The 18,704-nt window shown below is 44.7% G+C and carries 20 protein-coding genes and 1 tRNA gene; 10 read left to right on the top strand and 11 right to left on the bottom strand.

From position 1 onward, the window contains the following. Window positions 1-15 precede the first annotated feature (15 nt). From D2V05_RS10370 to D2V05_RS10360, 3 genes are all read right to left on the bottom strand, one after another. Window positions 16-288: a GIY-YIG nuclease family protein gene (locus tag D2V05_RS10370; RefSeq protein ID WP_235855432.1), complete on the bottom strand. Its 273-nt coding sequence runs from the start codon at window positions 286-288 to the stop codon at window positions 16-18. A 129-nt stretch (window positions 289-417) separates the two neighbouring features. Next, window positions 418-491 (bottom strand) — tRNA-Ala (locus D2V05_RS10365). Window positions 492-547: 56 nt separating this feature from the next. Beyond that, window positions 548-1,345 carry a universal stress protein gene (locus D2V05_RS10360; protein WP_119647516.1) on the bottom strand — a complete coding sequence of 266 codons (798 nt, stop codon included), beginning with the start codon at window positions 1,343-1,345 and terminating at the stop codon, window positions 548-550. Between the two features lie 53 nt (window positions 1,346-1,398). On the opposite strand from D2V05_RS10360, the gene D2V05_RS10355 reads away from it, so the two are divergent. The 4 genes from D2V05_RS10355 (at window position 1,399) to D2V05_RS10340 (ending at window position 4,963) form a co-directional block, all read left to right on the top strand. Then, a complete protein-coding gene (locus tag D2V05_RS10355; protein WP_119647515.1) occupies window positions 1,399-1,899 on the top strand; it encodes a GNAT family N-acetyltransferase in 501 nt (166 codons plus the stop codon). A gap of 12 nt (window positions 1,900-1,911) precedes the next feature. After that, window positions 1,912-3,246, top strand: a complete 1,335-nt coding sequence (locus D2V05_RS10350) for an MATE family efflux transporter (RefSeq protein WP_119647514.1) — start codon at window positions 1,912-1,914, stop codon at window positions 3,244-3,246. 81 nt (window positions 3,247-3,327) lie between these two features. Next, window positions 3,328-4,095 (top strand): enoyl-CoA hydratase/isomerase family protein, encoded by a 768-nt coding sequence (locus tag D2V05_RS10345; protein ID WP_119647513.1) that lies wholly within the window; start codon window positions 3,328-3,330, stop codon window positions 4,093-4,095. Window positions 4,096-4,195: 100 nt separating this feature from the next. Further along, entirely contained in the window at window positions 4,196-4,963 is a 768-nt protein-coding gene (locus D2V05_RS10340) for a UDP-2,3-diacylglucosamine diphosphatase (protein ID WP_119647512.1), read from the top strand. Here D2V05_RS10340 and D2V05_RS10335 read toward each other — a convergent pair. The 4 genes from D2V05_RS10335 to D2V05_RS10320 form a co-directional block, all read right to left on the bottom strand. Beyond that, entirely contained in the window at window positions 4,960-6,216 is a 1,257-nt protein-coding gene (locus D2V05_RS10335; RefSeq protein ID WP_119640962.1) for an MFS transporter, read from the bottom strand. The genes D2V05_RS10340 and D2V05_RS10335 overlap by 4 nt on opposite strands. Window positions 6,217-6,222: 6 nt before the next feature. Continuing rightward, window positions 6,223-7,911 (bottom strand): single-stranded-DNA-specific exonuclease RecJ, encoded by a 1,689-nt coding sequence (recJ, locus tag D2V05_RS10330; protein ID WP_119647511.1) that lies wholly within the window; start codon window positions 7,909-7,911, stop codon window positions 6,223-6,225. Between the two features lie 11 nt (window positions 7,912-7,922). Then, window positions 7,923-8,606: a lysoplasmalogenase gene (locus D2V05_RS10325; protein WP_119647510.1), complete on the bottom strand. Its 684-nt coding sequence runs from the start codon at window positions 8,604-8,606 to the stop codon at window positions 7,923-7,925. 67 nt (window positions 8,607-8,673) lie between these two features. Continuing rightward, window positions 8,674-9,096, bottom strand: a complete 423-nt coding sequence (locus D2V05_RS10320) for an OsmC family protein (protein ID WP_119647973.1) — start codon at window positions 9,094-9,096, stop codon at window positions 8,674-8,676. Window positions 9,097-9,151: 55 nt separating this feature from the next. Between D2V05_RS10320 and D2V05_RS10315 the strand changes: the two genes are divergently transcribed. After that, entirely contained in the window at window positions 9,152-9,754 is a 603-nt protein-coding gene (locus D2V05_RS10315; protein WP_119647509.1) for a carboxymuconolactone decarboxylase family protein, read from the top strand. 10 nt (window positions 9,755-9,764) lie between these two features. Here the strand turns inward: D2V05_RS10315 and D2V05_RS10310 are convergent, their stop codons facing one another. The 4 genes from D2V05_RS10310 to D2V05_RS10295 form a co-directional block, all read right to left on the bottom strand. Beyond that, window positions 9,765-10,340 carry a uracil-DNA glycosylase family protein gene (locus D2V05_RS10310; protein WP_119647508.1) on the bottom strand — a complete coding sequence of 192 codons (576 nt, stop codon included), beginning with the start codon at window positions 10,338-10,340 and terminating at the stop codon, window positions 9,765-9,767. A gap of 66 nt (window positions 10,341-10,406) precedes the next feature. Continuing rightward, complete coding sequence (locus D2V05_RS10305; RefSeq protein WP_119647507.1) at window positions 10,407-11,438, bottom strand: succinylglutamate desuccinylase/aspartoacylase family protein; 1,032 nt, start codon at window positions 11,436-11,438, stop codon at window positions 10,407-10,409. A gap of 30 nt (window positions 11,439-11,468) precedes the next feature. Continuing rightward, a complete protein-coding gene (gene rsmI, locus D2V05_RS10300; protein ID WP_119647506.1) occupies window positions 11,469-12,140 on the bottom strand; it encodes a 16S rRNA (cytidine(1402)-2'-O)-methyltransferase in 672 nt (223 codons plus the stop codon). A gap of 49 nt (window positions 12,141-12,189) precedes the next feature. Further along, window positions 12,190-12,867 carry a hypothetical protein gene (locus tag D2V05_RS10295; protein ID WP_119647505.1) on the bottom strand — a complete coding sequence of 226 codons (678 nt, stop codon included), beginning with the start codon at window positions 12,865-12,867 and terminating at the stop codon, window positions 12,190-12,192. A 156-nt stretch (window positions 12,868-13,023) separates the two neighbouring features. On the opposite strand from D2V05_RS10295, the gene D2V05_RS10290 reads away from it, so the two are divergent. The 5 genes from D2V05_RS10290 to D2V05_RS10270 all read left to right on the top strand — a co-directional run bounded on the left by D2V05_RS10290 (window position 13,024) and on the right by D2V05_RS10270 (window position 18,686). Beyond that, on the top strand, window positions 13,024-13,668 hold the full coding sequence (locus D2V05_RS10290) for a thymidine kinase (RefSeq protein WP_119647504.1): 645 nt from the start codon (window positions 13,024-13,026) through the stop codon (window positions 13,666-13,668). Continuing rightward, window positions 13,661-14,770, top strand: a complete 1,110-nt coding sequence (alr, locus tag D2V05_RS10285) for an alanine racemase (RefSeq protein ID WP_119647503.1) — start codon at window positions 13,661-13,663, stop codon at window positions 14,768-14,770. The genes D2V05_RS10290 and alr overlap by 8 nt, the downstream gene beginning before the upstream one ends. A gap of 74 nt (window positions 14,771-14,844) precedes the next feature. Next, window positions 14,845-15,252: a large-conductance mechanosensitive channel protein MscL gene (mscL, locus tag D2V05_RS10280; protein ID WP_119647502.1), complete on the top strand. Its 408-nt coding sequence runs from the start codon at window positions 14,845-14,847 to the stop codon at window positions 15,250-15,252. Between the two features lie 190 nt (window positions 15,253-15,442). After that, window positions 15,443-16,456 carry an aspartate-semialdehyde dehydrogenase gene (locus D2V05_RS10275; protein ID WP_119647501.1) on the top strand — a complete coding sequence of 338 codons (1,014 nt, stop codon included), beginning with the start codon at window positions 15,443-15,445 and terminating at the stop codon, window positions 16,454-16,456. 76 nt (window positions 16,457-16,532) lie between these two features. Continuing rightward, window positions 16,533-18,686 (top strand): prolyl oligopeptidase family serine peptidase, encoded by a 2,154-nt coding sequence (locus tag D2V05_RS10270; protein ID WP_119647500.1) that lies wholly within the window; start codon window positions 16,533-16,535, stop codon window positions 18,684-18,686. The last annotated feature ends 18 nt before the right edge of the window (window positions 18,687-18,704 follow it).

The raw sequence follows: 18,704 nt of genomic DNA, 5'->3' as shown, positions 1-18,704 counted from the left end.
AGCCTTCGGAACGCTCTAGCCAGTATGCCCTTCAGCAATAAGTAACTCAATATATTTTCTACTCTTCTTTTCCTTAATTTCTCTCTCCCTTATCATAGCTTTACCCCTTGTTGAAAAACTCTCAGTATCCTTTACTTCCCAATCAGTTACCATTTTTGTGTATTTAGACCTGCCACCTTTGTGTCTGGCCATCCGGTCGTTCAAATCTTGACAATGCCCCACATAATAACGATCAACCGATTCACTGTATAAAATGTAAATAACAAACTCCATAAAAAATATTTTCATTTTGAGGCTCCAGTATTGGAAATAGCACCTGTGGCCTTTCCAAAACCCTCGGAAGGCTCCAGCCATAAGGCTCCCAAATATGCCTAAATGAAAAAAGCACCCCGTTTCTTGAGGTGCTTCTGTTTTTTGTGGAGAATACCGGATTCGAACCGGTGGCCTCTTGCATGCCATGCAAGCGCTCTAGCCAACTGAGCTAATCCCCCAAAGAGAGCGCAAAGGAAATACTTTTTCTGAAAGTATCAAAATTTACGGCCCTTCCTTAATCTTTTTTAACGCTCAACACCAATACGGGCACCGGTACATAAAATTCCGACTTCAGAATGGTGTTCTTCTCCCAAAGCTTCTTGAAGAACCCACGTTTTCTTCTAAAAACACACAGCATATCCGGATGCTCTTCATGGTAAAACTCGGTCACTCCCAAATAAGTGGTGGCATTTTCGGTAATGGTCAGTTTCTTGCTCAAATCCAAAAGGGCGGTGTTGACCTTTAGGTCATCCTCGGAATACCCCGGTCTTTTCACCAACAATAGACTTACCTCCGATTTAAACTTGTTCTTGATGGTCGCCAACGGAGTCAGAATGCTGCTCCTTTTCAAAATACCGGATCCAAAGGCGGTCATTATCTTTTTGATCGGCTTAAAAGTAGTCCCCTTGGGCACGATCAAGGTTGGGATGTCAGTCTGTTTGATAATCCGTCCTGAAGTGTTGCCCAAATACAATTCTTCTTGGATATCATTGCTTCGTGGGGCAATGATGATCAGATCGATTCCCAATTCCTTGTCGATATCGTTCAACCCATCCACAATATCACCGTTATAAGTCGCAATTTTGATCTCCACATGTTTTGTGTCCACTTGATCGATCACCTCTTTCAAATGCTCTTTACCGCTCTTGGCCACCTTTTCTTCCACATTCGCCAAGCTCCCAACTGCTGTCGTAACCGAAAACACATCCATCACATAAATTTTGGCGCCGAAATTTGTAGCAAAATCAACGGCATATTGCAATGTTTTTGAAGAATCCGGGGATGTCCCGATCGGTACAAGAATGTTGTTCATGGTTTGGCGATTATGATTAAACCTTAAATTTACAATTAAATTGAAACGAATCAATGATACGACGCGCAAAGATATCTGAAATCCCCGATATCTTATCCATTACCCGATTATGTGCCCTAAAAATGGAGCAAAACGGCATTTATCAATGGAACGAGCATTATCCTTCCAAAGCGGCTTTTCTTAAAGATGTGGAACGGGAAGAACTGTATGTCATCGAGGAAAATGGTTCCGTGTTGGGCACCATTGTGGTTTCCACTTTTATGGACGAGGAATACCGACCCATCCAATGGCTCATGCCAAATGGCAACAGCACCTACATCCATCGTCTTTCGGTACATCCCGAGCATCAAGGCAAAGGCTTGGCACAACAACTGATGGATTTTGCTGAAGATTATTCCAAAAAGAATCATTTTGTCTCCGTACGCTTGGACACCTTTTCACAGAACCATCGAAACCAACGATTCTATGAGCAAAGGGGCTATCAAAAATTAGGAGATATTTTCTTTCCCAAACAAAGCGAACATCCCTTTCATTGTTACGAATTGGTGCTGTAACTTACCAACGGTTTGAACACACAGGTAAATTTTAGGACCATCAACCAATTGGCAATTCCGGCCACCATTTCGGGCATTGCGGAGCCGATTCTTTCCATTACGGATACGGCCATTGTGGGCAATATTCCCACGGATAGTTTGGAGTCGCTAGCGGCAGCGGGCATTGTTGGTTCCTTTTTATCGATGTTGATTTGGGTCTTGGGACAGACGCGTAGTTCCATTTCGTCCATAATTTCCCAATATTTGGGGGCAGGAAGGTTGGAAGAAGTAAAACATCTTCCCGCCCAGGCCATTTTCTTCAACATTTTGTTGAGCGTGGTCGTATTAGTATCAACCGTTTTTGTCATCGAGGATATTTTTACACTGTTCAATGCTACCGGAAAAATTTTGCACTATTGTGTTTCTTATTATTCCATTCGGGTTTGGGGATTTCCGTTGACGCTTTTCACATTTGCCATTTTTGGCATTTTTCGAGGTTTGCAAAATACCTTTTATCCCATGGTCATCGCCATTATCGGAGCGGTGTTGAACATTGGCCTCGATTTTCTTTTGGTCTACGGTGTGGAAGGATGGGTTCCTGCCATGTATCTGGAAGGTGCTGCGTGGGCCAGCTTGATCTCCCAGGCTATAATGGCCCTTTTGGCCTTCGTTCTACTGATGAAAAAAACCGAAATCAGCATGAAGTTGGTCTTCCCGCTCAATAAAGAACTGAAACGGGTCGTTTTTATGAGCCTCAATCTTTTTGTCCGCGCCATTGCCCTTAACGTAGCTTTAATCCTGGCTGTTCGCGAAGCCACTGCCCTGGGTGATCGTTTCATCGGGGCACATACCATTGCCATCAACCTATGGTTGTTCGCGGCGTTTTTTATTGATGGATTTGCGGCCGCTGGCAACAGTATGGGCGGAAAACTTTTGGGGGCTGGCGATTATGACGGTCTTTGGAAATTGGCCAAAAAAATTGTGTTGTATGGCATGGTGGTCAGTTTCATTTTGATGATGGGCGGATTCCTCTTCTATCACCCAATCGGACATCTTTTTTCAAATGATACCTTGGTACTGGATACCTTTTACGGCATATTCTATATTGTGATTTTCGGATTGCCCATGAACACTCTGGCTTTTGTTTTTGATGGCTTGTTCAAGGGATTGGGAGAAATGAAATATTTACGGAATGTGTTGCTCACTGCAACCTTTTTGGGATTTGTGCCTTCCCTCTACCTAGGCAAATTTTTGGGATGGGGTTTTTATGCTATTTGGGTGGCCTTTGTCATTTGGATGTTAATCCGTGGATTTGCCTTGCTCTGGAAATTTGATAGAAAATTCAGGCCCTTGGTTCAAAACCCGTAATTTAGCAGCGTCAAAGGTCAGACATCAGATTTAAGAGAACTGATAATTGTTTAATGCTCATGGTAAATTGTTCATTGAAACATGTCAACAGATAGAGTCAACGGAAGTTTATACACCAAAATAGAAAACGGAATCGCCATCGTAGAGTTTGGCCATCCTGCCAGTAATTCCTTTGTTTCTGAATTGTTGGACCGATTGACCAAAGAGTTTGGCAAGCTTGCGGTTAACAGGGAAGTGTCTATTATTGTCCTAAAATCCGAAGGTGATCGTGCCTTTTGTGCTGGGGCATCCTTTGATGAACTCGTAGCCATTTCCAATCTTGAGGAAGGCAAACAATTTTTTAGTGGATTTGCCAATGTCATCAATGCTATGCGTAACTGTCCTAAGCCTATCATCGGGCGGGTACAGGGCAAGACCGTTGGCGGCGGGGTCGGTTTGGCAGCGGCCTGCGATTATGTACATGCCACTGTGGAAGCCGCCATCAAATTATCGGAGATTTCCATTGGCATCGGTCCTTTCGTAATTGCCCCTGCCGTGGAACGAAAAATGGGCAAGGCTGCGTTGGCCGAACTCACTTTGTATCCCACGGAGTGGAAAAATGCGTATTGGGCCAAGGAAAAAGGACTATATGCCAAAGTTTATGACTCTATTTCGGAAATGGACAAGGAATTGGACGTCCATCTTCAAAAATTGGCCACCTACAATCCTGAGGCCCTATCACAAATGAAAAAAGTGCTCTGGGAAGGAACCGAACATTGGGACAAGCTCCTTTTGGAGCGCGCTGAGGCTTCAGGAAAATTGGCGCTGTCACCAAACACTAAAAAAGCATTGGAAAAGTTTAAAAAATAAATATAGAAAAATGAGAAGTATCTTCCCCCTATTGGTCGTAGTCCTAGTTGTGGTCTATGTAGTCAATAAAATACGCAACGACAGAAAGTTCAAAAGATAGATGAAGGATATTACCTTGCCGGAAGGCAAAAAGGTCTATTTTGCAAGTGATAACCACCTTGGGGCTCCCACCCGAAAGGATAGTCTGCCACGGGAAAAAAAGTTCGTGGCATGGCTGGATTCCATCAAGCATGATGCATATGCCATTTTCTTGATGGGCGACCTGTTCGACTTTTGGTTCGAATACAGGACCGTTGTCCCCAAAGGATTTACCCGCACTTTGGGCAAATTGGCGGAGCTTTCGGATATGGGCATCCAGATTACCTACTTTGTGGGCAACCACGATCTATGGATGAACGGCTATTTTGAAGAGGAGTTCAACATTCCTGTATACCACAAACCCCAACAATTTTTGATCAACAATACTTCCTTCTTCATTGGACATGGAGATGGACTAGGCCCACATGACAAAGGGTTCAAACGGATGAAAAAGGTATTCACCAATCCAGTGGCCAAATGGTTTTTCAGGTGGTTGCATCCTGATTGGGGTGTTCGTTTGGGGCAACATCTATCCGTGAACAACAAGATCATTTCCGGGGAGGCCGATGCCACTTTTTTGGGCGAGGACAAAGAATGGCTCATCCTGTATGCCAAACGAAAACTGGAACAGCAACATTACGATCATTTCATCTTCGGACACAGGCATCTTCCGTTGGAGATCCAACTCAATGAAAAATCCACTTACACCAACTTAGGCGATTGGATTTCCTATTTTACCTATGCCGTTTTTGATGGAGAAAAATTGACCTTGCAGAAATTGGATGCTTAATCCTTTTCGTGCTCGTCAATATCCTTTTGAAGATCCAACCTTCTAAATGTAGGCGAAATTATGGCGGTGGTACCCACTGTTAAAATGGTCATGCATCCTCCAAACACCACTGCGGTAACGGTACCCAATAATTTTGCGGCTAAACCACTTTCAAAAGCCCCCAACTCATTGGAAGAACCCACGAACATGGAGTTTACCGAAGCGACCCTTCCTCTCATATTATCTGGTGTTTTCAATTGCAAGATGGTCTGACGGATAATCATGGAAACCCCATCCACCGCTCCACTGAGGAACAAGGCTACAACGGAAAGCCAGAACAATTCGGAAACCCCGAAAACGATAATGCAGATGCCAAAGGCAAATACAGCGAGCAACAATTTTTTCCCAGCATTTTTATGTAGTGGAAAACGCGTGGAACCCAACATGGTGAGAGATGCTCCAATGGCCGGAGCGGCCCTTAAAATGCCAAACCCTTCAGAACCTACGTGTAAAATATCTTGGGCATAAACAGGCAATAGCGCCACGGCTCCACCAAAAAGTACTGCAATCATATCCAAGGTCAGTGCCCCGAAAATGGCCTTGCTGCCAAACACGAATTTGAGACCATCCTTCAAGCTTTGGAAAACAGGTTCCCCGATCTTAGGGTTCAAAATGGGTTTTTTGGGAATCTGAAATAAGAAAAGGAGGGCCATCAAAGAGAAACCGAAAATGACACACATACTCCAATGCACCCCAATCCAACTGATGGAGAAACCGGCCAATGCAGGACCCAATACCGAGGCCAATTGCCAAGTGGAGCTACTCCACGTAGCGGCGTTGGGATATATTTTTTTGGGAACGATCAAAGCAATCAATGAGAAAATCGTGGGACCTAAAAACGAACGGACCAACCCGCCCAAAAATACCAAGGCATAAATGGAATACAGGATTTTTTTCGGCGCCCAAGATTCCTGTAATCCTGGCCAACTCAACACAAACAATCCCAGACTTATCACGGAAAATCCTGCGATACAAGTCACCAAAAGGTTGCGCTTTTCCCGTTGATCCACGATGTGACCAGCAAACAAGGCCATGCCCACAGCAGGAATCACCTCCATCAGTCCGATGATACCCAAGGAAAGGGGATCTTTGGTCAAGGAATATACTTGCCACTCGATTACGATAAACTGCATGGACCAGGCAAATACCATGGCAAAACGAACCAATAAAAAAATGTTGAACTCCCTATATCGGAGCGCGGCGTATGGATCCATAAATGTCTAGCGAATGTCTCTTAGTTTCAGTTGAAGGCTCACCGTTCCGTTCCATTCATTTTCATCAAGCGAAAATACGGCATCGAAAGGTTTTACACTCTTCACTAGACCCATTTTATTTCCAAGATTGAACCCAATGGCACCAATCGGTGTTGACCCATTCTGATAGAGGGCACATTTTAAATGTTTTTCGTCTTCCCCAACACCCCGGGCATAGCCGGTGTCCTTGAGTCCCTCGGCCATAAAAATCGGGGTCATGTTCCCAGGACCGAATGGTGCGAACTGCTTTAGGATGCGCATCAGTTTGGGAGAAATTTGGTCCATCTCAATCTTGGCATCGATACTGATCTCGGGTTGCAACAATTTCGGGTCGATAGTCTCTGCGACTACCTTTTCGAATTGTTGCTTAAATGTTTCGTACCGTTCTTCCACCAAGGTAAGCCCGGCAGCATACATATGTCCCCCGAACTGCTCCAAACAATCGGAGCACTCTTCTAGGGCGTTGTAAATATCAAATCCTTTTACGGATCGCGCTGAGGCTGCCAATTTATCACCACTTTTGGTAAAGACCAAAGTAGGTCGGTAATAGGTTTCGGTGAGTCGGGAAGCCACGATACCGATGACTCCTTTATGCCAGTTTTCGTTATAGACCACCGAAGTAAAGCGCTCTTCTTCCTGGTTATTCTGAATCTGCAATAGGGCTTCTTCGGTAATTTCCTTGTCCAAACTTTTGCGCTCCGCATTGAAGGACTCAATTTCCTTGGCGTATTTTTGGGCCGTGGCCAAATCGGTTTCTTTCAAAAGTGCTACTGCATGTTGACCGTGTTTCATCCTTCCAGCGGCATTGATCCTTGGTGCCAGAATAAACACCACATCGGTAATGGTCAATTCTTTTTTATTCACTTGATCCAAGATAGCCTTAAAACCAATTCTTGGTGATGCATTGATGACCTGCAATCCAAAGTAGGCCAAAACCCGGTTTTCACCCGTTATGGGAACAATATCCGCAGCAATGGCCGTGGCCACCAAATCCAAACACGGGACCAGTTGTTCTATGGTGATTCCCTTGGATGCTCCCAAGGCCTGTATCAATTTAAACCCCACCCCACAACCACAAAGCTCCTTGTAGGGATAAGGGCATGCCTCCTGCTTGGGGTCCAAAATGGCAACGGCATCGGGCAAAATGTCACCTGGTCTATGGTGGTCACAAATGATGACATCGATACCTTTTTCCTTGGCATATTGTACTTTTTCCACCGCCTTTACGCCACAGTCCAAGGCAATGATCAGGGAAATGTCGTTATCCTCGGCAAAATCGATTCCCTGAAAGGAGATTCCATAACCTTCGGAATAACGATCGGGAATGTAGGTGGCCACATTGTGATAGTATTCCATCAAAAAGGAAGACATCAACGCTACGGAAGTGGTGCCATCCACATCGTAATCGCCATAGACCAAAATGTTCTCCTCATTTTCAATGGCCTGCTCAATGCGCACAACCGCTTTGTCCATGTCCTTCATCAAAAAAGGATCGTGCAAATCAGAAAGCTCGGGCCGGAAAAAGGCCTTGGCCTCTTCATAATTGGTAATGCCCCTTTGTAGCAAAAGTTGCGCTATAAGCTTTTCAACTTTGAGTTCTTGGGAAAGGTTGTCAATCTCTTCCTGGGTAGGTTTGGGTTTTAGGGTCCAACGCATGGTGCTGTGTTTTAGTTCATGACGGATTTGGGTGATTCTTCCTGCATTTCAAACCTTTTCATCAGCGAAAAAGTGATGCAAATATGGGCGAGGTAGTAGGTTGGCGTAATCAAAAAATCGAAGGTGTGGTAATCCATAAATTCCTTGAAAGAAATGATGGTATCGGAAAATAAAATCATGATAATCCCAAACACATAGCTCCACTTGACCACTCCGTTTACTTTCATCCCAACAGATGCTCCCAGTGAAAAACAGGAAATGAGCAAGTAGATCAAGGAAGCTATCATCAAAATTATATCGGTAAAGGTGGGGTACAGCATCACAAAAAAGAATATGAGATACGCTGCCAGTACCACTCCAGTGAATGCCCATTGGACCCTTCCGTTCATAAGAGCATAGGCCAGATAGCCTACATGGGCCAGAAAGAACAAGGCTATCCCCTTTACGAACATCATGCTGTCTCCGTTCATATTGGAGAGAAACCAATCCCCAATGATGGAGAACAGGAACGCCGCAATGATCATCCAAATATCCTTGAATATTTTGTCTTTTTGGAACTGAAGCATCATTAAAATGATGATGCCCATTCCTGCCGTGCCGGATTTATAAAGAAAGTTGGAGGTAGTAACCCCTAATATGGCCAATATGCATGAAACCAACAACAACCCATAAACCCAATTTTTTCTTAGCCACATTTTGATAGACTTTTAAATGTTGATAAATTAAAATAGGAGCCAGGGGTTATTGTCCTAAACGTTGCACCTATTTATGGTGGTACAAGATTTTGATGTCCAATTTGGCAAATTTTCGGAACATTTCCATCACCCCACAATATCTTTCCACGGAAAGATCGACCGCCTTTTTCAGTTTATCCTCCTTAAGGTTGGATCCGGTGAAATGGTATTCGATTACCACGGAATCGTAATATTTAGGGTGTTCCTCGGTGAGGTTTGCTATGGTATCTATTTTAAATTCATCCACTTCCAATTTCATCTTTTGGATAAGGGAAGCGACATCCAGACCAGAACATCCGGCCAAAGAGGACAACATCAATGCCTTGGGCCTAAAACCCGAGCCATCGCCACCACTTTCGGGTCCCGCATCAATCTTTAAGGTATGCCCAGAGGGGTTGTTGCTTTCAAACGCCATTCCACCTAACCAAGTGGTTGTGATATGATTTGTCATGAAGTCAAATTTTTGTTTCTTGTATAGTCCAAAAATACGATTAAAAATATCATCCATGGCTTTAGTAAATCCCCTTGACCCGAATCATGATCCGGAAACCAAAAAACTGGCTGAATTCTTTAATGAAACCTTGGGGTTTTGCCCCAATTCGGTATTAACGATGCAACATCGGCCAGCCATTTCAAAAGCCTTCATCAACCTCAACAAGGCGGTGATGGCCAATGAAGGTCGCGTGACCTCTGCCCTAAAACGAATGATTGCCTGGGTGAGTAGCAACGCCACAGGATGTCGCTATTGTCAGGCCCATGCCATTAGGGCCGCGGAACGGTATGGGGCCGAGCAGGAGCAATTGGATAATATTTGGGAATACCGTACCCATCCTGCCTTTTCCGAAGCGGAACGTGCCGCACTCGATTTTTCGTTGGCCGCTTCGCAAGTCCCAAATGCCGTTACCAAGAACATCAAGGATAGGCTTTACCAATTTTGGAACGAAGGGGAAATCGTGGAAATGTTGGGGGTTATCTCCTTGTTTGGTTACCTCAACCGTTGGAATGATTCCATGGGGACTTCCATTGAGGATGGGGCCGTGGAAAGTGCCGAACTCTATCTAGGCAAACATGGCTGGGAAAAGGGGAAACATGATGGGTCTAGATACTAAGTTTTAGGCCTCAGTCTGTTAGATGGTACGCGATTATGTGCTGTAACTCTGACAACACTTCTTCCCCAAACCAAGGGTTTTTGCCCAACCAAAACCGATTTCTGGGTGATGGATGGGGCAAGACAAAATATTGGGGCAAATATGCTTTGTAGTTTTTAACGGTCTCGGTTAAATTCTTCTGTCTTTCATTTCCCAAGTAATAGCGCTGTGAATGCTGCCCTATCAGAAGTGTCAGTTTCAAATTGGGCATTTTCTCCAAAAGGGATTGGTGCCACAGAGGCGCACATTCCGTCCGTGGAGGCAGGTCGCCAGATTTTCCCTTACCAGGATAACAAAATCCCATGGGTATTTGTGCAATTTGGGTCTCATCATAAAACTCCTCGTCCGTTACACCCATCCATTTGCGCAGTTGTTTCCCACTTTGATCATCCCATGGAATGCCCGTTTGGTGGACTTTGGTTCCGGGAGCATGTCCGATAATGAGAATCCTTGCCTTTGGGTTTGCGGCAACAATAGGTCTTGGGCCGAGCGGCAAATGCTCCGAACATGCCTTACAATCTCTGATCTTTTGCAATAACGCTTCCACAATAGGCTGTTTTGAAAAAAGTCGGTGGAACGGACAAATCCTTTCTTGAATGTTGATTGCTGATATCTATTCCAAAATACCCAAATGGATGACTCTACCCCCTGAAATATTGACCGGGTTGCTGCTTTTACCTATTACAATGCCATCTTCAGGGGCATTGACTTCTTCAACCACTTCGCCAAAAGGATCTTTTAGAATACCGATAGGGTCACCCTTTTTTACTTTTTGGCCCAAATCGACCAATACATCCAAATATCCTCCTTTTTGGGTAAAGATCCAGTACGATTTGGAACATACGTTTCTGGCAGGTGGAACGGTCACGGTTCCCTGGGTAAATCCAAGCCATTTTAAAAGATCCGTTACCCCTTTGGTGCCCCGTTCGATCATATCTTGTTGGTATACCTGGGGATTTCCGTATTCCAAGGTAATGCTCTTTACACCTTTGGATATGGCATACGCCCGCATGGTCAATCCGCTGGCTTCGCCAAAACTGGCAACCCCTTTGTTGGAAACAATGATGTCCGGCTCCAAAATACGCAGCATGGTCGATAAAGTATCATCCTGCATATCGCCACGACCATACAGACTGTTCACCCGCCCGAAACTTGCCGTGTGCAAGTCCACATGATAGTTGAAAAGGGGAATCACCTTTTGGGCAATCTGATAGGCCATTTGTTGGGAGCGATTGCCATTCTTTTTTCCGGGGAACAAACGGTTCAAATCTTGTAGATCGATGAATTCGCGTTGGTTGTTGGCAATGGCCAAGGGGTTCAGTCCCGGAATGGCCACAACGATTCCTTTCATTTTGGTAGCATCTAAAGAGGCTATCACGTTTTGAATGATGGGAATCCCGTTCAGTTCATTTCCATGTATGGATGCTGTCAATCCCAAAACTTCACCCTCTCCTGATCCTTTGGCAATGATCACGGGTATCATAATCGGATTAGAAAACCCATCATCACCCAATTGAAGCCAAATTCTGTTAATGGTACCAGCCTTGTAATCGGTTAGGTTGATTTCGTCCACAACGGAATGGTTGTTTTGACCAAAAAGCGCTACACAAATCAAAAAGAAACAGGTAAAGAGCTTGGTTTTCATAGGGTTGGTATTTAGAAATAAATATACTCTTTATTTCTTGCCGCCGACCACAACCACAAATTCTCCTTTGGGAGGTTTGTCAGTAAAATGTTGAAGGACTTCCGCCAATGTGCCCCTAACGGTTTCTTCGTACAGTTTGGTGAGTTCCCTTGAAACTGAAACAGGCCTATCCTCCCCAAAATATTCCACAAATTGGGCAAGGGTCTTCAAGAGTTTATGGGGCGATTCGTAAAATACCATGGTACGGGATTCCTCTGCCAGCTGTTGCAAACGGGTCTGACGTCCTTTTTTTATGGGCAAAAATCCTTCAAAAACGAATCGGTCGTTCGGGAGCCCACTGTTCACCAAGGCGGGTACAAAGGCTGTGGCACCGGGCAAACACTCTACCTCAATATGATTTTCCACACAGGCGCGGGTCAATAAAAATCCAGGGTCCGAAATGGCAGGGGTTCCCGCGTCGGAAATCAAGGCATATGTGACACCTCCTTTAAGTTTTTGGACCAAGGCTTCCACTTGCTTGTGCTCGTTGTGCATGTGATGACTTTGAAGCGGTGTGCCGATATCGAAATGCTTGAGCAACTTGCCACTGGTGCGGGTATCTTCCGCCAACACCACATCCACCTCCTTCAATACCTTGATGGCCCTGAGGGTCATATCTTCAAGATTTCCTATTGGTGTTGGAACCAGATACAGTTTTCCCATACACCAAAGGTACTAGCTTCTTGTTAAAATGGAATCTGAAAAGTGAAAATTAGGCGAACCTTCTTTCAATCAAAGAAAAGAACCGGGTTTCATACTCTTCCTTGCCCTCCCAGTTATTGTACTCCGGTTTTACCATGTTGTTGATGAAGGATATGGAACGCTCCTCGGTATCGATGGTATTCAACTGCGACAACACCCTAGTATAATCCTCCATGCTGTTATTGAACAAGTGCTTCACAAAGGCAAGCTTATCGTTCAGCCCTACCTGGAGGTCCTTGCCCAATTTATCGTTCAAGGATTTTGAAGGATTGGATGAAGACGTACTCGTTGGAGTAACTATATCCTTATCATTTTTGATGAACTCCGGTTTGGCCACAAACTCGGCAAAAACTTGTTCCAGTGCCGCTTCAGAAGGCATTTCCGAAACCATGTGCTTGATGGTGTCCATTCCTGGTGTCATGATGTCCTCGTCATGTGGATTGCTTTCGGGCACGGCAATATTACCGCTCAACACAGCATTGGCCATTTTTTCAAACCGTGAAGCAATCACATTTTTGGAAACATCGACTTGAACATCGGCCAACTTTTCGTCAATGAATTTGAGAACGGCCAACTTTTCGTAAATCTCCTTGGACTTTTCATATAGTTGGGTAAGGTCGGAATCTTCCCTTGCCGTGATGATCTCTGTAGATAGTTTTATCAATTCTTCCCGCAATTTCCGTATCATAGCTAATTTCTTTCCTATAAAAATAAAATCATTTTGCCAATCCCCCTATGAACAAAAGGTTAAAATTCAATTGAAAGAGAGGGGTACATTTTTTTACTAGCTTTGTGGCTGTCCCAATATAACGGGAAAACACACAATTTCTTTCAAAAATACGGTATGTTTCTCGAAAACACGGTAAACCATAAAGAACAGTTTGGATGGATTGAAGTAATATGCGGTTCCATGTTTTCTGGAAAGACCGAAGAACTCATCCGACGACTGAAAAGGGCACAGTTTGCCAAACAGAAAGTGGAAATTTTCAAACCTATTGTGGATACCCGTTACCATGAAGAAATGGTGGTGTCCCACGATGCCAATGAAATCCGATCTACCCCTGTACCGGCTGCGGCAAATATCCGTCTTTTGGCGGATGACTGTGACGTGGTGGGCATTGACGAGGCCCAATTTTTTGATGATGAGATTGTTACCGTCTGCAACGATTTGGCCAACAAGGGTGTCCGGGTTGTGGTGGCCGGATTGGACATGGACTTTAAGGGCAATCCTTTTGGGCCCATGCCCGCACTCATGGCAACCGCCGAATATGTGACCAAGGTACATGCCGTTTGCACCCGCACCGGAAACCTGGCCAATTACAGTTTTAGAAAATCCCGGAATGACAAGTTGGTGCTTTTGGGCGAAACCGAGGAATACGAACCCTTGAGCCGGGCCGCATTTTTTAAGGCCATGCTGAGAGAAAAAGTAAGTCAAATGGATGTGGAATCGGAAGAAATAGATCCCAAAAAAGATACCTCCAATGGGTAAGGTCGGTGAAACCACCTTGGTGCTGGACCTTTCGGCCTTGGAACACAATTACCGTTATTTACGCTCCAGAATAGCCCCGACCACCAAATTTATGGCTGTGGTAAAGGCGTTTGCCTATGGCAGTGACATGGTGGCCATTGCAAAAAAATTGGAAAGTTTGGGTGTGGATTATTTTGCCGTGGCCTATGTTGTGGAAGGATCTTTGCTGCGCAATGCTGGCATCAAAACTCCGATATTGGTACTCCACCCTTTGGCGGCCAATTTTGACGAGATGATAGACCGTTGCCTAGAGCCCAACATTTACTCCCTAAAAATTTTGGAACAATTTGTTTCAACAGCCAAGACAAAAAAACAGAAGGATTATCCTGTACACATCAAATTCAACACGGGACTTAACCGTTTAGGATTCCAGAAAGCAGACCTAGATCAAATGGCTGCTCAAATAAAGGACTGTCAAGAGATAAAGGTGGTTTCGTTCTTTTCACATTTGGCTGCATCTGAAGATCCTGATGAAAAGGCTTTCAGTAACAATCAGATCAATTCCTTTTTGGCGTTGAGCGATGAACTTGCCCAAAAGTTGGGCGATTCTCCCATGCGGCATATGCTCAATACTTCGGGTATCATCAATTATCCCGAGGCCCAATTTGAAATGGTCCGAAGCGGTATCGGCCTGTATGGTTATGGCAATGAAGCGGCCGTGGATGCCAAACTGAAACCCATTGCCACCCTGAAGACCATTATATCCCAGATCCATGAAATTCCGGCCAACGAATCGGTTGGGTACAACAGGGCCTTCAAATCTGAACGCGCCCGAAAAACGGCCACTCTGCCCATTGGGCATGCGGATGGCATTGGCAGACAGTACGGAAAAGGTAAAGCTTCCATACTAATCCATGGGAAAAAAGCCCCCATAATTGGGAATGTGTGCATGGACATGATCATGGTAGATGTTACGGATATTGACTGTGCCGAAGGGGACGAAGTCATCGTTTTTGGTCCCGAAAGTTCAGCGGAACAATTTGCTTCTTCGGCCCAAACCATTTCCTATGAAATCCTAACAGCTATATCACAAAGGGTAAAACGAGAGCTTTTGAATGAATGATTTTTTAACTTTTTCGTCGAACAAACCCCTTTTTTGTTTAATTTGTTTATCATTAACCAATACTCAACAACTATATGGGATTTTTAAAAGAGTTTAAGGACTTTGCAATGAAAGGAAACCTAGTGGATATCGCAGTAGGTTTCGTTATGGGTGCCGCTTTCAATAAGGTGGTTTCATCCTTCACCGGTGGAATTGTTTCACCATTGATCGGACTAGTTTTCAAATCAGACTTTAACGATTTAAAATACGTGATTACAGAAGGTACCGTTAACGATGCCGGGGAAACAGTCGGGGAAATCGCCGTCAAATATGGTGAATTCCTGACCAATGTAATCGACTTCTTGATCGTTGCCTTTGTAATGTTCATGATCGTTAAGGGCGTGAACAAAATGAAAAAGAAGGAAGAGCCTGCACCAGAAGCTCCAAAAGGGCCTACCCAAGAGGAGTTGTTGGCAGAGATTCGCGATTTGTTGAAGAAATAAGAATCGTACGTATCTATAAAATCGGTACGACCGCTATACCACAATAATCATTAAAAACCATCAATGTGTTTCGCAGACATGTTGATGGTTGTTTTATTTATAACATTTTGTTATTTTTTGATTATTCAATATGAAAAAGCTTGTTTAAACCGTTGACTGGACTACCTTTGCGTCAAGAAATTAGATTACGATGAAAGTAGCAGTTGTTGGAGCCACCGGAATGGTCGGCGAAGTCATGTTGAAAGTATTGGAAGAACGCAACTTCCCCATAACCGAATTGTTGTTGGTCGCCTCGGAGCGTTCCGTGGGAAAAAAACTATCCTATAAAAATGAAGAATACACGGTAATCGGTTTGGCCGATGCTGTTGCCGCGCAACCCGATATTGCCATTTTTTCCGCAGGTGGGGACACTTCATTGGAATGGGCACCAAAATTTGCAGAGGTCGGTACTACGGTAATCGATAACTCTTCAGCCTGGAGGATGGATCCCACCAAAAAATTGGTGGTGCCGGAAATTAATGCGGATACATTGACGCCCGAGGACAAAATCATTGCCAACCCCAATTGTTCCACCATTCAACTAGTGATGGTCTTGGATCCCTTGCACAAAAAATACCAAATGAAACGCGTGGTGGTCTCCACCTATCAATCCGTTTCCGGAACCGGTGTAAAAGCCGTGCAACAAATGGAAAATGAAGCCGCTGGCATCGAGGGGGAAATGGCCTATCCGTATCCCATCAACAGAAATGCATTGCCACACTGTGATGTGTTCCTTGAAAACGGCTATACCAAAGAAGAGATGAAATTGGCCCGTGAGCCCCAAAAAATATTGGACGATCGTACCTTTTCCGTTACGGCTACCGCAGTCCGCATCCCTACTGCTGGAGGGCACTCGGAATCGGTGAACGTGGAGTTCCACAACGATTTTGACCTAGCCGAAATAAGAAAAATATTGAGCGAAATGCCCGGGGTGGTGGTTCAGGATAACACGGCCACCAACACCTACCCCATGCCTATGTTCGCCAATGGAAAGGATGAGGTTTTCGTAGGGCGCATCCGAAGGGACGAGACCCAACCCAACACCCTGAACATGTGGATCGTGGCCGACAACCTAAGAAAAGGGGCCGCTACCAATGCCGTTCAGATTGCGGAGTATTTGGTGGAAAACAATCTGGTTTCCAATACTTCCGAAGCTATTTCATAAAATTCGTTAAAGCTTTTCAAGCAGCCGATAGAATTGTTTGTTTTATGGTATTTTTATCAGAATCAATCTGATAAAAATGAAAAACGCAAGTCTATTGGCTGTTATCGTTTTACTGACGGCCTGCCAAAAAACCACTAAAAGAGAACCCATTACCGTGAACTATCCCACTACTAAAAAGGTCGACACGGTCGACACCTATTTTGGAACCGAGGTCAAAGACCCCTACCGTTGGCTGGAAGATGACCGTAGCGCCGAAACCGAGGCCTGGGTTAAAGAACAAAATACAACAACCTTCGGGTACTTGGAAAAAATCCCATTTCGGGAAGATCTGAAAAAGCGCCTGGAAAAATTGTGGAACTATGAAAAAGTGGGTTCCCCGTTCAAAGAGGGTGATTATACCTACTATTATAAAAACAACGGCCTGCAGAACCAATATGTGGTCTATCGAAAAAAGGACGATGGCAAAGAGGAGGTCTTCCTAGATCCCAATACTTTTTCTGAAGATGGCACTACTTCGCTGATGGGCCTCAGTTTTACTAAGGATGGTTCCAAGGCGGCCTATCTGATTTCCGAAGGAGGTAGCGACTGGCGAAAAGGTATCGTCATCGATGCCGAAACGAAAGAAGTTGTGGAAGACACATTGGTCGACATTAAGTTCAGTGGCATTTCATGGAAAGGAAACGATGGTTTCTTCTACTCCAGCTACGACAAGCCAAAAGGAAGTGAGCTTTCAGCGAAGACGGACCAACATAAACTGTATTATCATCAATTGGGAACACCCCAATCCGAGGATAAAATCATTTTCGGAGGCACCCCCGAGGAAAAACACCGATATGTGGGTGGCTATGTTTCCGAAGACCAAAAATATTTATTCATATCGGCTTCCATATCCACTTCGGGCAACAAACTATACCTGATGGATCTTTCAGAAGCAGACCCAAAATTGGTCACTATTTTGGATGATACCGATTCCGATACTTATGTCATCGATAATGAAGGCTCCAAGCTTTACTTGGTTACCGATCGGGATGCTCCCAATAAAAAAGTGGTCGTGGTAGATGCTTCCAACCCAACTCCGGATCATTGGGAAGACTTGATTCCCGAAACTGAAAACGTACTGACCGCAGGTACTGGCGGAGGCTATTTCTTCACAGAGTATATGGTCGATGCCATTTCTAAAGTATTACAGTATGATTACGATGGAAAATTGGTACGCGAAATCAAATTGCCCGGTGTAGGAAGCGCCGGAGGCTTTGGTGGCAAAAAAGAGGACAAAGATTTTTACTTCTCCTTTACCAATTACAACACCCCTGGATCTTTGTACAAGTACAATGTGGAAACCGGGGAATACGAGCAGTATTGGAAGCCCCAAATCGATTTCAATCCAGACGATTATGAGTCCAAACAGGTTTTCTATACTTCCAAGGACGGCACCAAAGTTCCCATGATCATCACCTATAAAAAAGGGTTGGAACTCAACGGTAAAAATCCGACCATTCTGTATGGTTATGGCGGGTTCAACATCAGCTTGACCCCTTCCTTCAGCATTGTGAATGCCGTTTGGATGGAGCAAGGTGGTGTTTATGCCGTGCCCAACCTGAGAGGTGGTGGGGAATATGGTAAAAAATGGCACGACGCCGGGACCAAGCTCCAAAAGCAAAATGTGTTTGATGACTTTATTGCCGCAGCGGAGTATTTGATATCCGAAAACTATACTTCCAAAGAATATTTGGCCATCCGTGGTGGATCCAACGGAGGATTGTTGGTCGGTGCCACAATGACCCAGCGACCAGATTTGATGCAGGTTGCCCTACCCGCTGTTGGGGTCATGGACATGTTGCGCTACCATACCTTTACCGCTGGTGCCGGTTGGGCCTACGATTATGGAACTTCCGAGGATAGCGAGGAAATGTTCAAATATATAAAAGGCTATTCCCCTGTCCATAATGTGAAGGAAGGGGTTTCCTATCCGGCCACTTTGGTGACCACGGGCGACCATGACGACAGGGTGGTTCCAGCACATAGCTTTAAGTTTGCGGCAGAGCTTCAGGAAAAGCAAGCGGGAACTGCCCCAACCTTAATTAGAATCGAGACCAATGCAGGCCATGGTGCAGGAACCCCTGTGAGCAAGACCATAGAACAGTATGCCGATATCTTTGGGTTCACCTTTTATAATATGGGGTACGATGAGCTTCCCAACCAAGCCGTGTTGAAAGAGTTTAAAGATTAAAGAATTCATTCAAAGTTG

Origin of the sequence: Flagellimonas pelagia, assembly GCF_003584135.1 — a bacterium.
GTDB classification, from domain to species: domain Bacteria; phylum Bacteroidota; class Bacteroidia; order Flavobacteriales; family Flavobacteriaceae; genus Flagellimonas; species Flagellimonas pelagia.
This window is presented reverse-complemented; position numbering and strand designations above follow the sequence as displayed.

What these genes read in the sequence shown, in the direction of transcription:
- D2V05_RS10340 (WP_119647512.1), top strand. Translation starts at nt 4,196, where the DNA reads ATGAAGGATATTACCTTGCCGGAAGGCAAAAAGGTCTATTTTGCAAGT.
- D2V05_RS10275 (WP_119647501.1), top strand. Translation starts at nt 15,443, where the DNA reads ATGAAAGTAGCAGTTGTTGGAGCCACCGGAATGGTCGGCGAAGTCATG.
- D2V05_RS10355 (WP_119647515.1), top strand. Translation starts at nt 1,399, where the DNA reads ATGATACGACGCGCAAAGATATCTGAAATCCCCGATATCTTATCCATT.
- D2V05_RS10360 (WP_119647516.1), bottom strand. Translation starts at nt 1,345, where the DNA reads ATGAACAACATTCTTGTACCGATCGGGACATCCCCGGATTCTTCAAAA.
- D2V05_RS10270 (WP_119647500.1), top strand. Translation starts at nt 16,533, where the DNA reads ATGAAAAACGCAAGTCTATTGGCTGTTATCGTTTTACTGACGGCCTGC.
- recJ (WP_119647511.1), bottom strand. Translation starts at nt 7,911, where the DNA reads ATGCGTTGGACCCTAAAACCCAAACCTACCCAGGAAGAGATTGACAAC.
- D2V05_RS10320 (WP_119647973.1), bottom strand. Translation starts at nt 9,096, where the DNA reads ATGACAAATCATATCACAACCACTTGGTTAGGTGGAATGGCGTTTGAA.
- D2V05_RS10335 (WP_119640962.1), bottom strand. Translation starts at nt 6,216, where the DNA reads ATGGATCCATACGCCGCGCTCCGATATAGGGAGTTCAACATTTTTTTA.
- D2V05_RS10370 (WP_235855432.1), bottom strand. Translation starts at nt 288, where the DNA reads ATGAAAATATTTTTTATGGAGTTTGTTATTTACATTTTATACAGTGAA.
- D2V05_RS10295 (WP_119647505.1), bottom strand. Translation starts at nt 12,867, where the DNA reads ATGATACGGAAATTGCGGGAAGAATTGATAAAACTATCTACAGAGATC.
- D2V05_RS10325 (WP_119647510.1), bottom strand. Translation starts at nt 8,606, where the DNA reads ATGTGGCTAAGAAAAAATTGGGTTTATGGGTTGTTGTTGGTTTCATGC.
- D2V05_RS10305 (WP_119647507.1), bottom strand. Translation starts at nt 11,438, where the DNA reads ATGAAAACCAAGCTCTTTACCTGTTTCTTTTTGATTTGTGTAGCGCTT.
- alr (WP_119647503.1), top strand. Translation starts at nt 13,661, where the DNA reads ATGGGTAAGGTCGGTGAAACCACCTTGGTGCTGGACCTTTCGGCCTTG.
- rsmI (WP_119647506.1), bottom strand. Translation starts at nt 12,140, where the DNA reads ATGGGAAAACTGTATCTGGTTCCAACACCAATAGGAAATCTTGAAGAT.
- D2V05_RS10315 (WP_119647509.1), top strand. Translation starts at nt 9,152, where the DNA reads ATGGCTTTAGTAAATCCCCTTGACCCGAATCATGATCCGGAAACCAAA.
- D2V05_RS10345 (WP_119647513.1), top strand. Translation starts at nt 3,328, where the DNA reads ATGTCAACAGATAGAGTCAACGGAAGTTTATACACCAAAATAGAAAAC.
- mscL (WP_119647502.1), top strand. Translation starts at nt 14,845, where the DNA reads ATGGGATTTTTAAAAGAGTTTAAGGACTTTGCAATGAAAGGAAACCTA.
- D2V05_RS10290 (WP_119647504.1), top strand. Translation starts at nt 13,024, where the DNA reads ATGTTTCTCGAAAACACGGTAAACCATAAAGAACAGTTTGGATGGATT.